We start from the raw sequence: 13,149 nt of genomic DNA on the forward strand, positions 1-13,149 counted from the left end.
CCGTTCGGCCTTGCGCAAGCGATTGCGGCGACCATACCGGCTCGGAGGTGCAGGGGCTTGGCAACGGTGCTCTGTGTCGGCCTGACGACGGTCGACGTCTCCCAGCGGGTGGTCGAATTCCCCCTGCCGGGGCAGAAGGTCCAGTCGCTGGGGGTCCACCTGGCACCGGGCGGTCCGGCGGCGAACGCCGCGCGCGCCGTGGCCGCGCTGGGGCACCGGGCGGTGCTGTGCACGGCGTTGGGCGACCAGCTCGGCGACTTCGCGCGCGGGATGCTCCGCGGCGTCGAGGTGCACGACTTCGGGCCCGGCGGACCGGCGCTGAGCATGGTCGCGGTGCGTGAGCGGGACGGTGAGCGCACGGTCGTCTCCCGCAACGCCGCCGGGTTCACGCCGAGGGCCACAGTGGACCCGCGGCTGGTCGCCGAGTCCGATGTGGTGCTGCTCGACGGCCACCTGGGGCCGCTGGCGCTGGAGGTCGCCCGCCAGGCGAGACGTGAGGGCGTGTCTGTGGTGTTGGACGCGGGTAGCTGGAAACCTGTCCTCGACGACCTGTTGCCGCTCGTGGACGTCGCCGCGTGCTCCGCCGCGTTCGAGCTGTCCGAGCCCGAGGTGCACGCCCGCGGTGTGCCGCTGGTGATCCGCACGCACGGGCCCGAGCCCGTCACCTGGTCGCGGCATGGCGTGGTCGGCAGCCAGGCGGTACCCGTGGTGGAGGTGCGGGACACCAACGGCGCGGGCGACGTCTGGCACGGGGCGTTGGCGGTCGCGGTCGCCGGCCGGTTGCCGGTGGCGGAGGCCGTGCGCCGGGCGAACGAGGTCGCCGCGGTGCGGGTGCGCAACGCCGCGTGGGACTGGGTTGAGGAGTTGGAGCGGTGGCGGGACAGCGGGTGAGGTTCGACGAACTGGTCGCGCGGGCGCGGGGGCTGGCCGAGACGGGTGAGCGGAAGCTGCTCGGGATCGGCGGTGCGCCCGGCTCGGGGAAGTCGACGTTGGCGCGGCGGCTGGTGGAGGCGCTGGACGGCTCGGCGGCGCTGGTCGGGATGGACGGGTTCCACCTGGCGCAGCGGGAGCTGGAGCGGCTCGGCGTCGCGGAGCGGAAGGGGGCGCCGGACACGTTCGACATCCCCGGCTACGTGGACCTGCTCGGGCGGCTCAAGGCGTGCAGGCCGGACGTGGTGTACGCGCCCGAGTTCCGCCGGGAGATCGAGGAGCCGGTGGCCTGCGCGGTGCCGGTGCCGCCGGACGTGCCGCTGGTCGTGACCGAGGGCAACTACCTGCTCATGCAGTACGACAAGTGGAAGCGCGTGCGGATCGTGCTGGACGAGGCGTGGTTCCTGATGATCGACGAGGACCTGCGGGTGGCCCGGCTGATCGACCGGCACGTCCGCTACGGCCGGTCGGTGGAGGACGCCCGGGAACGCGTGCTCAGCGGCACGGACCACGTCAACGCGCTGATGATCAACGCGTCCAAGTCCACCGCCGACCTGCTGATCACCGAGGTGCTCTAGTCGCCGGCTCCCCTGCCCGGCTCCGGTCGCCCGGCTCCCGGTCGCGCGGCTACTGGTTGCCCGGGGCGCTGCCGACCTCTTCCTCGAGCGGCTTGCGCATCTCCTGGCGGTACCGGTACAGGCCGTACGCGGTGCCGAAGACGAAGAACGCGACGCTCAGGATGACGGCGGCCGTCTGGAGCCACGGGATCGAGGTGAGCAGGCCCGCGCCGTAGTAGCCGGCCAGCACCAGCGTCGGCACCCAGGCCAGCGCGCCGATGGTGGTCGCCAGCATGAACCTGCGCGGGTCCATCCGGGCCGCACCGGCGATCATCGGGGCCAGCGTGCGCACCCACGGGATCCAGCGGGCCAGCACGATCGCCCAGAAGCCCCGCCGGTCCAGGAAGTCGCGGGCCTTGGCGAGGTTCTCCTTGTTGAGCACCTTGCCGCCGCGCCTGGCCAGCAGCCTGGTCCCGGTGTGCCGGCCGATGTAGTAGCCGATCTGGTTGCCGACCACGGCCACGATCATGGCGGCGATGGAGAGCAGCCACGCGCTCAGCTCGCCGTCGTGCTGCGCCAGCACGACCCCGGCCGCGAACAGCAGCGAGTCGCCGGGCAGGAAGAGGCCGAAGATGAACGCGCACTCGAAGAAGACGAAGCTCAGGGTGATGAGCCACACGGCCAGCGGGCCTGCGGTCTCCAACGGGGCGAAGGCGACGGCTTCGGACGATGCGGACAACACCACGGGTGCCACCCTACGTGGGCCCCGGTGTCCGCATTGCCACTCCCGGCTAACGCTTGCCGAAAGCTTGGCGACCGGACCGCTGCGCGCACACTCGAACACAGCGGGTTCCGGCGGCTAGCGTGTCCGTATGGAGGCGCTGCTCACCGAACTGCGCGCGGCCGTGGGTGCGGACGCGGTGTTGACCGACGCCGACGTGACGTCCGCCTACCAGCGCGACATGATGCCGCTCGCGCCCTCCGGCTCGCCCTTGGCGGTGGTCCTGCCGGTCTCCACCGAACAGGTCCAGGCGGTGGTGCGGGCCTGTGCCGCCTTCCGCACGCCGATCGTGCCGCGCGGGGCGGGCAGCGGCCTGTCGGGTGCGGCCAACGCCATCGACGGGTGTGTGGTGCTGGTCACCACGAAGATGAACGCCATCGTGGAGGTCGACGCCGACAACCGGTTGGCCGTGGTCGAGCCGGGGGTGGTCAACCTCGACCTGCGCGGGGCCGTGGAGAAGCACGGGCTGTTCTACCCGCCGGACCCGTCCAGCTACGACTGGTGCACGATCGGCGGGAACCTGTCCACCAACGCGGGCGGCCTGTGCTGCGTGAAGTACGGCGTGACCACCGACTCCGTGCTGGGGCTCGAAGTGGTGCTGGCGGACGGCTCGTTGCTCAAGACCGGGCGGCGCACGGTCAAGGGCGTCGCCGGGTACGACCTCACCAAGCTGTTCGTCGGCAGCGAGGGCACGTTGGGCGTCATCACGCGGGCGACGCTGGCGTTGCGGCCGTTGCCGCAGGCCCCGTCGACGCTGGTGGCGACGTTCGACCGCACGGCCGACGCCGGGGCGGCGGTGGCGAGGGTGGTGCGCGAGGGCGTCGTGCCGTCGTTGATGGAGATCATGGACCGGACCTCCATCGAGGCGGTCGAGCGCTACCTGAACACCGACCTGAACGCCGGTGCGGCGTTGTTGATCTGCCAGTCCGACGCGGGTGGCGAGGCGGCTCGGCGGGAACTGGCCGTCATCGAGCAGGTGTGCGTCGATTCCGGGGCGGCGCTGACGTACGCGACGGACGACCTCGGCGAGGGCCGCGACCTGTTGACGGCACGTCGGGCGGTCCTGACGGCGCTGGAGGTCTACGGGGCCTGGCTGACCGACGACGTCTGCGTGCCGCGCACCAAGATCGCGGAGCTGATCGCCGGGTGCGAGCGGATCAGCGCCGAGGTGGGGCTGCGGATCGCCGTCGTGGGGCACGCCGGTGACGGCAACATGCACCCGACGATCGTGTACGACGCGTCCTCGGTGGACGAGTTGGAGCGGGCCCGGACGGCGTTCGACCTGATCCTGGGACTGGGGCTGGCACTGGGCGGCACGGTGTCCGGCGAGCACGGCATCGGCCGGATCAAGCGGGAGTGGCTGGCCACCGAGATCGGGCCGGTCGGTCTCCGGGTCCACCGCGAGATCAAGCAGGCGCTGGACCCGGAGAACCTGTTCAACCCGGGCTCCATGTTCGCTCGTTGACGGCGACGAAGGAGCGCAGGTGCTCGTCGGACACCTGGCCCCGCACCAACCGGTACGGGGGCCTTTCGCGTGCGTCCGGGTGGGGGGACGTCCGGGCCTTCACCGGTTACCGGAAAGGCCTGGCCATGGCGGTGAGGAGGGTGTGCTGCGTGTCGTCGTGGCCCAACTCCCACATGAACGTGCCGAGCAGGCCCCGGTGCTCGGCGTAGCTCGCCCGCAGCCCGATGGAGCGGGCGTTCTCGAAGCTGACGAACTTCCGCTCGGCCGCGTTGTAGAGCCAGGGCGACCGCGCGGTCGGGTGCCAGTACTCGCGCCAGCCCGGCGTCGTGCGCAGGCGCTGCACCTCGTCCACGCCGTCGACCCAGAACGCGCTTTCGTACGGCTGGTACAGGCCGTGGTCCGGGCCCTCCGCGCGGACGACGAAGCCCCGGCCGTAGAACGGCGTTCCCAGGACGAGCTTGCGCGGGGAGACGCCGTGCCGCACGTAGTAGTCGACGGCGCCGGTCACGTTGTTCCAGCGGCGGTCGGCGGCGGGCATGGGGTCTTCGCGGACCTCGCGGAACGGGGCGTTGAAGGTCGACACGGGTGAGAAGCCGGTGCCCATGTCGTAGGTCATCAGGGTGATGAAGTCCAGTTCACGGCCCAGCGCGCCCAGCTCGAAGCTCCGGGCCGGGTCGTAGGCGCCGTCGGTCTGGAGCCGGCCGGTGGGCAGCGCGGCGGTGACCAGGGCGCGGTGGGGCAGCTGGCGGCGGAACTCGCGCACCAGCAGGGTCATGTTGCGCTTGTCCGACGGGCGGTCGGTGATCTCGGCGGGGCCGCCGTAGACCGGGAACTCCCAGTCGACGTCCACGCCGTCGAAGACGCCCCTGTGCTGCCGGAAGAACCGGTCCACGCAGGACGCGACGAAGGACTGCCGGGACTCGCGGGTCAGTGCCGCGTCGGAGAAGCCGCCCGCGCCCCAGCCGCCGATGGAGATCAACGCCTTGAGCGAGGGCTTGCGGCGCTTGAGGTCGGTGATGTCGGCGAAGTCCTTGGCCGCGGTGGGGGCGTCGAGCACGCAGCGGCCGTTCTCGATGGTGGAGAACGCGTAGAACAGGTGCGTGATGGGGGTGTCGGACGGGATCGCGGAGATCGGCTTCGACCCGCTGGACCAGTTGCCGTGATACGCCCCGACGACGGCGCGCGGTGCGGCGGTCGCGGGCACCGACGTGCCGGTCACCACGAGCAGGAGGGCCGCGCACGCGGCGAGCGCATTGCGGAGCACCCCTCAACTGGTACAGACCATTGAGGGGCGCGGTCAACCGCTGATCAGCGCACGCCGACCGGCCCGGGGCCGAAGGGGCTCAGTCGATGCGCTTGAACTGCTGGGTGATGTCGTCGGCCTCCTGCGCCAGCAGCGCCTTCTTCTCCCGCCGCGCCTTGATGACCTCGATGACGATCGGGACGACCGAGATCAGCACGATCAGGATCAGCATCATCTCGATGTTGTCGCGCACGAACGGGATCTGGCCCAGGAAGTAGCCCAGGACGGTCAGACCGGCCGCCCACGCCACACCGCCGATGAGCGAGTACGTGAAGTACTTGCGGGTGTCCATCCGGCCCACGCCCGCCATCGCGGTGATGAACGTCCGCACGATCGGCACGAACCGGGCCATCACGATGGCGCGGGCGCCGTACTTGTCGAAGAACTCGTGCGTCTTGTCGACGTACTCCTTCTTGAAGATCTTCGACTCCGGCTTGCTGAACAGCGCCGGTCCGGCCCGCCAGCCGATCCAGTAGCCCACCACGTTGCCCACCAGGGCGCAGGCGGTGAGCAGCAGGCACACCAGCCACAGCGGGTAGTCCAGGATGCCGTTGGCCACGAACAGACCCGCCGTGAACAGCAGCGAGTCACCGGGCAGGAAGAAGCCGACCAGCAGGCCGCACTCGGCGAACACGATGAAGCACAGGCCGACCAGCATGTACGGCCCGAGTCCTTCGAGCAGGGTTTGCGGGTCCAGCCACGCCGGGCCGATGGCGAGCGAGGTGGAGGCGAGCGAGACCGTCACCCGAACCACGGTACAGGCTCAACGGAGCGTGATCACCGCCGCGACCGTTCCGGCGGCGGACCCGAGCAGCACGGCGAGCAGCAGCACCCACCCCGCGCCCAGCGCCGGGCGGGTCGGGCGGGACGCGGGGGTGGCGAAGCTGCCGGAGCTGGTGGCCTGCGCGCGCAACGCGTCGGCCACCAGCCGCTCGTGGTCGTCGGGCACGTGGGTCAGTCTTTCACCCACTCGCCCCGGCTCATCACCTCGCGGGGCTTGAGCTCGTCGTCCAGCACCACCAGGTCGGCGGCCAGGCCGGTCTTGATCTCACCGGTCTTGTCCTCCATGCCCAGCAGGTACGCGGGACGGGTGGCGGTGGCGTTCACCGCCTCCGCCATGGTCAGCCCGCAGGACTGCACGGCGTTGCGGAAGGCCGCGTCCATGGTGAGCGTGCTGCCCGCCAGCGACGCGCCGCCCGCGAGCGTCGGCACGCCGTCCACCACGCGCACCTCCAGCCCGCCCACGTCGTACACGCCGTCACCCACACCGGCCGCCGCGATGGCGTCGGTGACCAGCACGGTGCGGTTCAGGCCCGCGTGCCGGGCGGCCAGCCGGACCGCTGTCGGGTGCAGGTGCACCAGGTCGCAGATCAGCTCCACGGTGACGCGCTCGTCGTCCAGCAGCGCGCCGATCGGACCGGGCTCCCGGTGGTGCAGCGGGCGCATCCCGTTGAACAGGTGCGTCGCCACCGTCGCTCCGGCCTCCACGGCGGGCCGGATCTGGGCTTCGGTCGCGTCCGTGTGGCCGATCGCGGCCAGGACATCGTTGTCGACCAACTGGCGGACCGCCTCCACGCCGTGTTCGAGCTCCGGCGCGACGGTGACCATGCGGACCGTGCCGCGGCCCGCGATGAGCAGTTGGTTGACCGACGCGCGGTCCGGCGGGCACAGGATGGCGGGATCGTGTGCTCCGCAGCGGGCGGCGGACAGGAACGGGCCCTCCAGGTGGATGCCCGCGACGACGCCGTCCTGGACCAGCTCGGCCAGCGCGCTCACCTGGTCGGCGAGCTCGGGTATCGGGCGGGACACCAGGCTGGCCAGCATCGTCGTCGTGCCGTGCCGGCGGTGCGCGGCGGCGGCCTTGCGCACCCGTTCCGGATCGGCGCTGGTGAACGCTTCACCGCCGCCACCGTGGCAGTGGATGTCCACGAAACCCGGCACCAGCCAGTTGTCACCCACGTCCGTGATCGGCCCGTCAGGGGCGGTCCCTTCGCCGACGGCGACGATCAAGCCGTCGCGCACCGCCACCCAGCCCTGGTCGAGCACCCCGTCCGGCGTGACGACCCGACCACCGGTCAGGGTCACGTCCACCGGTCCACCCCACGTGCTCATCTCTCCTCCAGCATGTCGATGGCCAGCAGCGCGGCGCCGAGGCATCCGGCCTCGTCGCCCAACGCCGCCAGCCGCAGTTCCGGACGCCGCTGGAACGTGATCAACCCGTCCAGCCGGTCCCGCAACGGGTCCGTGAGCAGCGGCCCGGCGAGCGCGAGACCACCGCCCAGGACCACCGCCTCCGGGCCCAGTAGAGCCGCTACCAGCAGAATGCCCCTAGCCAGGGCTTCCACCGCTTCCTGCCACACCATCACCGCGTCCGGGTCGCCCGCTCGGACCAGCTTCGCCACGTCGGCGGCGCCGTGGACCGGGTTGCCGGTCCGCTCGGCGTACCGGCGCGCGATGGCCGCCGACGAGGCCCTGGCCTCGACACAACCCGTTTGGCCGCAGCCGCACGGGTCGCCGTGCCCGACGTCGACGTGGCCGATCTCGCCGACGCTGCCGTCGCCCCGGTAGATCCGGCCGTCCAGGACGAGCGCGCCGGCGATGCCCGTGCCGATCGGCATGATCACCGCGTTCCGGAGGCCGCGGGCGTTGCCGATGCGCAACTCGGCCAACCCTCCGGCCCGCACGTCGTGCCCGAACGAGGTCTTCAACCCGATCCGCGCTTCGACCTGCTTGACGAACGGGTAGTCCTGCCAGCCCAGGTTGGCCGAGTACACGCCGATCCCGTTGTCCTCGTCCACGACCCCGGGCACGACCAGCCCGACCGCCTCGACGTCGGTACCCGCACGCAACTCCTCGACCAACGCGGCGACGTCGTCGACCACTGCCTCGGCGTCACGGGTGGTAGCCCGCCGCCGCTGCTTCACCGCCCGGACGTCGAGGGCGGTGCCGGCCACCAGTGCAGCCTTGGTCTCGGTACCGCCGACATCGACGGCTATCACGTGTCTAGTGCGCGCCACGAGGACCGATAGTGCGGCATCGACGCACCATTGGTCTATACCAAGTGCCCGATTCCCCCACCCGGTACACATCCGCCCACCCGCGGACCCACCCCTGACACGCCGGTTCCGCCCCGTGCGCCAGGTTCGAGGACCCCTCCACGGACACCCGGCGTTAACAGAACCCGCCTCCCGACCCAGGCCGTGCACCCCCCCCACAGACCCGTCGCCTCGTGTTCTCCCCGTATGGCCTGCCCGGAGGGCTACCGCGCTTGTCCGGGGAGGTCAAGCACGCTTTCCGCTTGACCTCCCCGGACAAGGGTGGTCGTCTTTGACAGGCCATGCGGGGAGAACACGACCGCCCTTTCTTCGTTCTTCCTCCCCGGAGGCCTGCCAAGCGGCGAGCGTCGCTTTTGCTTTTAGTCTGAGAACCAAAAGCGATCCAGCACCAAGTCGCCGACCGATCCCGTCAGAAAGAAAAGGAAAAGAGTCCTCGCCGGACGGGCAGACCACCAAGGATGAGGGCAAAGCTCTTCGAGCTTTGCGGGCGTGGTGCTGTGTGTCATCCCTGTACGGCCTGGTCAAAAGACAACCACGCTTGTCTTGGGGGTGCAAGCGGTGAAGCGTGCTTGCACCCCCAAGACAAGCGTGGTTCGCTGCGCGCAGGCCGTACGGGGATGACACACAGCACGGCAGAGGTGTGCGCTGCGCGCGGCTATTGCGGTGGAGTGATGTCGAGGTGGTATGGAGTGGATATTTGTGAGGATTAGCGGGCGGCCATGATTTTTTGCAAGGCGTCTAGGGCTCTGCTGGCGGTGCTTTTCACGGTGCCCTTGGAGATGCCGGTCGCCTCGGCGATTTCCGCTTCCGTGAGGTCGCCGTAATAGCGCAGCACCAGCACCTCGCGCTGGCGCGGGGGCAGCTGGGACAGGGCGGCGACGACTGCCTGGTGTTCGGCCGTCAGCATGGCGAGGCTTTCCGCCGAACGGGCGTTCGCCACGTGCGGAGGGGTGTAGTCGCGGGCTGTCTTCCGGCGGCGCAGGACGCTGCGGGAGCCGTTGACCACCGCGGTGCGCAGGTAGCCGACCGCCGCCTGGGCGTCCCGGAGGTTGGACCAGTTGCGGTGCAGGCCGGTGAAGGCTTCCTGGACCACGTCCTCCGCTGTCGCGGGTTCGTCGACGAGGAGCAGGGCCAGTCGGACCAGTCGCATCCGGTGCTGGCGGTAGAGGTCCTCCAGCGTGAGCGGACCGGTGGGCGGTGGGGCCACGCCGTCCTGGATGCGCAGGTTCGTCAGCGTGTCCTGCACACGCGCGATGCCGCCGCTGCTCTGCTCCGAACCGACCACGGAAAAGACGTTACCTCCTCGGCCGGTAGCTTCGGGTAGAGCGTTGGTCTCTTGCGGAGGTGGGCGGTGGCTCGGTTCGTGGTCGAGTTGAAGTTCGGGGACAACCAGGACGAGCGGATGGCCGTCCGACCGGCGCACCGGGACTACCTGGCGACACTGGTCGAGCAGGGCAAGTTGCTGGTGTCCGGGCCGTACGCCGACCAGTCGGGTGCGGTGCTGATCTACGACGTCGCGGACGAGGCCGAGTTGAAGGCCGTGCTGGCCGCCGACCCGTACACGCCCGCCGGGGTGGTGGCCGAGACGCGCGTGCACGAGTGGCAGCCGCTCATGGGTGTCTGGCTCTAGCTCCGACCGACCGGGCTTCGGTCCATCGGGCTCCGACCGGGCTCCGGTCCATCGGGCTCCGACCGGGCTCCGGTCCATCGGGCTCCGACCGGGCTTCGGTCCATCGGGCTCCGACCGGGCTCCGGCCGGTTCTAGCGGTTCTTCGGGGCGGGCTCCTTCAGGCCCGCCGCCTGACCTCCCGGTCCCACCAGGCTCGGGAGGTCGGGGCGGTCCCCGTTCGCCATCTCCCGGTCGGCGGCGGGCACCTGGCTCGCCGCCTGCCGGTCCACCACCCTCGGGGCAAACGCGCGGAAGATCTTCAGGCCGCCGACCCAGCCCGGCACGTGCACGGCCCTCGCGCGGCGCTCGATGCCGCGGACGACGGCCTTGCCCACGACCGACACCGGGTACTTCTTCCCCGCCAGGCCGGGCATCCCGCTGCGCAGCGGGCCGAACACCGGGTGCTGGTCGGCACTGTTCACCATGTCCGTGGAGATCCACGAGAAGTACGCCACGCCCACGCCGACGCCCAGGTGCCGCACCTCGGCGCGCAGGCTGTCCGCGAACGCCTCGCAGCCCGCCTTGGCCGCCGAGTAGGCCGCGTTGCCGGGGATGTGCACGATCGCCGCCAGCGACGACACCACCAGGCAGTAACCCCGGCTGGCGATCAGGTGCGGCAGGCAGGTCCGCACGGTCCGCCACACACCGAGCAGGTTGACCTCGATGACCCGTTCGAACGCGGCCGGGTCGATGGAACGCACGAAGCCGGTGGCCGCGATGCCCGCGTTGGCCACCACCACGTCGATGCCGCCGAAGTGGTCGACCACGCCGTTCACGGCGGTCTCCAACGCCTGCCAGTCGGTGACGTCGGCTTCCCACGCCCGGCCGCCGCACTGGTCGGCGACCTGGCGCAGCCGGTCGCCCTCCAACCCGACGAGCGCCACCTTCGCGCCCTTGGCGGCCAGCCTGCGGGCCACCTCCGCGCCGATGCCCCTCGCCGCGCCGGTGATCAGCACAACCTTGCCCGCAACGTCCACGGTGACCTCCTCGAACGGGTTCGCCTGGAGGTCACCGTAACGCAACTTACCGCCAGTAAGCTACTGGTGAGTTAAGAAATCTGGACCTCGCTCGCGGCGGTCAACCGGGCGATCTCGTCCGCCTTCAGCTCCAGCTCCAGCGCGGGCAGCAGGTCGTCCAACTGGTCCGCGGTCCGCGCGCTGGCGATGGGCGCGGCCACTGTCGGCTGCGCCGCGAGCCAGGCCAGCGCCACCGAAGCGACGCTCGTGCCGTGGGCGGCGGCCACCTCGTCCAACGCCGCGAGCACCCGCAGGCCGCGGTCGTCCAGGTACTTCGACGCGCCGGCCGCGCGCACGCTCTCGACCTCCACGCCGGGCCGGTACTTGCCGGTCAGGAAGCCCTTCGCGAGCGACCAGTACGGCGCCGAGGACAGGCCCGCATCGGCGACCGCGGTCGACAGCTCGCCCTCGTAGGACCTCTCGACCAGGTTGTAGTGCTGCTGGAGCGCCACGTACTCGGCGAACCCCTCGCGCTCGGAGACCTCCAGCGCCGAGGTCAGCCGGGCGGCGGTGTAGTTCGACGCCGCGACGTACCGGACCTTGCCGGCCTTCACCAGCGCGTCGAACGCCGCCAGGGTCTCCTCCTGCGGCGTCTTCGGGTCGTCCTGGTGCGCGTAGTACAGGTCGATGTGGTCCACGCCCAGCCGCCTCAGCGAGTTCTCGGCGGCGGTGGCGATGGTGTCCGCCCTCAGGTTGTCCAGGCCGCCCACCTCCAGCATCCCGACCTTGGTGGCGACGATCACCGCGTCCCGGTTCCCGCGCGCCTTCAGCCACCTGCCGATGACCGTCTCCGACTCACCGCCGACGTGGGCGTCGCCCCAGGCCGAGTACACGTCCGCGGTGTCCACGAAGTTGCCGCCGGCCGCCACGTACGCGTCGAGCACGGCGAAGGACGCCTCCTCGTCGGCCGTCCACCCGAACACGTTGCCGCCGAGGCAGAGGCGGGACACGTCCAGGTCGCTGGTTCCCAGTTTCGTCATGGTGCGAACCTAACTTCGCGAGTCGGGTCGCGCCGAACATCACAGCCAGGACTAAATGGTGGGACGCGCGGGTTGCCGTGGTCGACCGCAGGTTTCGAGGGGAGTCGAAGTGACCGTTGAGCTGGGCAAGTACGGGGTGTGGGACCTGGCAGGCCGCTGGGCGGGCCGCGCCGGCGCCGCGACCGGGCTGGAAGAGCTGGGTTTCGGCACGCTGTGGCTGGGCGGGGCACCCGACGGCGGTGTCCTGGGCCTGGTGTCCGAGCTGCTCGACGCCACCGACCGGCTGGTGATCGCGACCGGCATCCTCAACGTGTGGACCACCCCGGCCGCCGAGGTCAACACCGGCTACCGGGACCTCGCCTGGACCGACCGGTTCCTGGTCGGCGTCGGCGCGGGCCACCGGGAGAGCGTCGGTGAGGTCTACCACAGCCCCTACCAGAAGCTGGTGCACTACCTGGACGAACTCGACGTCCCGCGCGACCGCCTGGCCCTGGCCGCCCTCGGCCCGCGAGTGCTCCGGCTCGCCGCCGCGCGCACCAGCGTCGCCCACCCCTACCTGGTGACGCCCGAGTACACCGCGCGGGCCCGGGAGACCATCGGCGCGGGCACCGTGCTCGCGCCCGAGCAGCACGTCGTGCTGGAGGAGGACCCGGCGAAGGCGCGTGCCGTCGGGCGGGAGAACCTCAGGCACTACCTCGCGCTGGAGAACTACGCCAAGAATTGGCTGCGCAACGGCTTCACCGAGGACGACCTGCGGGACGGCGGGAGCGACCGGCTGGTGGACGCGCTGGTGGCCTGGGGGTCCGTGGACCGGGTCGCGCGCCGGCTCCGCGAGCACCACGAGGCCGGGGCCGACCACGTGTCCGTGCAGCTGCTCGGCGAGCGGCAGGACACCTCCGGGGCGTTCCGGGAGCTGGCCGCCGCGCTGGCCGAGTAGGGGGTGCCGCCCACGCCACGTCATGCGTTCGCGCTCGGCGTGTCGCGGTTGCGCGCCGCCCGGCGCGCCGCGTGGTCGAACCTCGCGAGTCGCGCGTTCGGGGCTCAGCCGGCCCGAACCCGCGACTCGCGAGAGCGCGCCCTCGGCGCGGACCTAGTCGGTGATCTCGACGCCGCGCCAGAACGCGACGTGGCCCTTGATGTCGGCCGCCGCCTCCTTGGGCTCCGCGTAGTACCACGCGGCGTCGGTGTTCTCCTCGCCGTTCACGTGCAGGGTGTAGTAGTTCGCCGTGCCCTTCCACGGGCACACCGACGTGGTGTCGGAGGGCCTCAGGTAGTGGGCGTGCACCGACTCCAGGGGGAAGTAGTGATTCCCCTCCACCATCTCGGTCTTGTCGCTCTCGGCGATGATCTCGCCGTTCCACCGTGCGATCGCCATGGCTCCACTATGCCGGT

General features: G+C 71.0%; 15 protein-coding genes. 5 read left to right on the forward strand and 10 right to left on the reverse strand.

Annotated elements, in window-relative coordinates:
• Positions 1-57 precede the first annotated feature (57 nt).
• Both FHS29_RS05230 and FHS29_RS05235 read left to right on the forward strand, forming a co-directional pair.
• On the forward strand, positions 58-891 hold the full coding sequence (locus FHS29_RS05230) for a PfkB family carbohydrate kinase (protein ID WP_184688823.1): 834 nt from the start codon (positions 58-60) through the stop codon (positions 889-891).
• A complete protein-coding gene (locus FHS29_RS05235; RefSeq protein WP_312864764.1) occupies positions 873-1,508 on the forward strand; it encodes a nucleoside/nucleotide kinase family protein in 636 nt (211 codons plus the stop codon). The genes FHS29_RS05230 and FHS29_RS05235 overlap by 19 nt, the downstream gene beginning before the upstream one ends.
• Before the next feature lie 49 nt (positions 1,509-1,557).
• On the opposite strand, the gene FHS29_RS05240 is transcribed toward FHS29_RS05235, so the two are convergent.
• A complete protein-coding gene (locus FHS29_RS05240) occupies positions 1,558-2,232 on the reverse strand; it encodes a DedA family protein (protein ID WP_184688825.1) in 675 nt (224 codons plus the stop codon).
• A gap of 127 nt (positions 2,233-2,359) precedes the next feature.
• Between FHS29_RS05240 and FHS29_RS05245 the strand changes: the two genes are divergently transcribed.
• Positions 2,360-3,733, forward strand: a complete 1,374-nt coding sequence (locus tag FHS29_RS05245) for an FAD-binding oxidoreductase (protein WP_184688827.1) — start codon at positions 2,360-2,362, stop codon at positions 3,731-3,733.
• A 106-nt stretch (positions 3,734-3,839) separates the two neighbouring features.
• On the opposite strand, the gene FHS29_RS05250 is transcribed toward FHS29_RS05245, so the two are convergent.
• The 6 genes from FHS29_RS05250 to FHS29_RS05275 form a co-directional block, all read right to left on the reverse strand.
• Positions 3,840-4,997 (reverse strand): glycoside hydrolase family 18 protein, encoded by a 1,158-nt coding sequence (locus tag FHS29_RS05250; RefSeq protein ID WP_184688829.1) that lies wholly within the window; start codon positions 4,995-4,997, stop codon positions 3,840-3,842.
• A 79-nt stretch (positions 4,998-5,076) separates the two neighbouring features.
• Positions 5,077-5,790 carry a DedA family protein gene (locus FHS29_RS05255; protein WP_184688831.1) on the reverse strand — a complete coding sequence of 238 codons (714 nt, stop codon included), beginning with the start codon at positions 5,788-5,790 and terminating at the stop codon, positions 5,077-5,079.
• A gap of 9 nt (positions 5,791-5,799) precedes the next feature.
• The gene (locus FHS29_RS05260) at positions 5,800-6,006 is read right to left on the reverse strand and encodes a hypothetical protein (RefSeq protein WP_246440153.1); all 207 of its coding nucleotides are present in this window, start codon (positions 6,004-6,006) and stop codon (positions 5,800-5,802) included.
• Positions 5,991-7,148, reverse strand: coding sequence for an N-acetylglucosamine-6-phosphate deacetylase (nagA, locus tag FHS29_RS05265; protein ID WP_184688833.1), 1,158 nt, complete (start codon positions 7,146-7,148; stop codon positions 5,991-5,993). Before nagA ends, FHS29_RS05260 begins: the two co-directional genes overlap by 16 nt.
• Entirely contained in the window at positions 7,145-8,035 is an 891-nt protein-coding gene (locus FHS29_RS05270) for an ROK family protein (protein WP_184689969.1), read from the reverse strand. The genes nagA and FHS29_RS05270 overlap by 4 nt, the downstream gene beginning before the upstream one ends.
• Positions 8,036-8,798: 763 nt before the next feature.
• On the reverse strand, positions 8,799-9,377 hold the full coding sequence (locus FHS29_RS05275; RefSeq protein WP_184688834.1) for a SigE family RNA polymerase sigma factor: 579 nt from the start codon (positions 9,375-9,377) through the stop codon (positions 8,799-8,801).
• A 66-nt stretch (positions 9,378-9,443) separates the two neighbouring features.
• Between FHS29_RS05275 and FHS29_RS05280 the strand changes: the two genes are divergently transcribed.
• The gene (locus tag FHS29_RS05280; protein WP_184688836.1) at positions 9,444-9,722 is read left to right on the forward strand and encodes a YciI family protein; all 279 of its coding nucleotides are present in this window, start codon (positions 9,444-9,446) and stop codon (positions 9,720-9,722) included.
• A gap of 131 nt (positions 9,723-9,853) precedes the next feature.
• Here FHS29_RS05280 and FHS29_RS05285 read toward each other — a convergent pair whose 3' ends face one another.
• Both FHS29_RS05285 and FHS29_RS05290 read right to left on the reverse strand, forming a co-directional pair.
• Entirely contained in the window at positions 9,854-10,783 is a 930-nt protein-coding gene (locus FHS29_RS05285; protein WP_184688838.1) for an SDR family oxidoreductase, read from the reverse strand.
• A gap of 26 nt (positions 10,784-10,809) precedes the next feature.
• Positions 10,810-11,757 carry an aldo/keto reductase gene (locus tag FHS29_RS05290; protein ID WP_184688840.1) on the reverse strand — a complete coding sequence of 316 codons (948 nt, stop codon included), beginning with the start codon at positions 11,755-11,757 and terminating at the stop codon, positions 10,810-10,812.
• Between the two features lie 109 nt (positions 11,758-11,866).
• Here FHS29_RS05290 and FHS29_RS05295 point away from each other — a divergent pair, with 109 nt between their 5' ends.
• Positions 11,867-12,694: an LLM class F420-dependent oxidoreductase gene (locus FHS29_RS05295; protein ID WP_312864765.1), complete on the forward strand. Its 828-nt coding sequence runs from the start codon at positions 11,867-11,869 to the stop codon at positions 12,692-12,694.
• A 153-nt stretch (positions 12,695-12,847) separates the two neighbouring features.
• Here FHS29_RS05295 and FHS29_RS05300 read toward each other — a convergent pair whose 3' ends face one another.
• Positions 12,848-13,132 carry a DUF427 domain-containing protein gene (locus tag FHS29_RS05300; protein WP_184688844.1) on the reverse strand — a complete coding sequence of 95 codons (285 nt, stop codon included), beginning with the start codon at positions 13,130-13,132 and terminating at the stop codon, positions 12,848-12,850.
• Between the last annotated feature and the right edge of the window lie 17 nt (positions 13,133-13,149).

Source organism: Saccharothrix tamanrassetensis (assembly GCF_014203665.1).
Taxonomy (GTDB): domain Bacteria; phylum Actinomycetota; class Actinomycetes; order Mycobacteriales; family Pseudonocardiaceae; genus Actinosynnema; species Actinosynnema tamanrassetense.

Coding starts and splice junctions, on each gene's coding strand:
- FHS29_RS05245 (WP_184688827.1), top strand. CDS start 2,360: ATGGAGGCGCTGCTCACCGAACTGCGCGCGGCCGTGGGTGCGGACGCG.
- FHS29_RS05290 (WP_184688840.1), bottom strand. CDS start 11,757: ATGACGAAACTGGGAACCAGCGACCTGGACGTGTCCCGCCTCTGCCTC.
- nagA (WP_184688833.1), bottom strand. CDS start 7,148: ATGAGCACGTGGGGTGGACCGGTGGACGTGACCCTGACCGGTGGTCGG.
- FHS29_RS05300 (WP_184688844.1), bottom strand. CDS start 13,132: ATGGCGATCGCACGGTGGAACGGCGAGATCATCGCCGAGAGCGACAAG.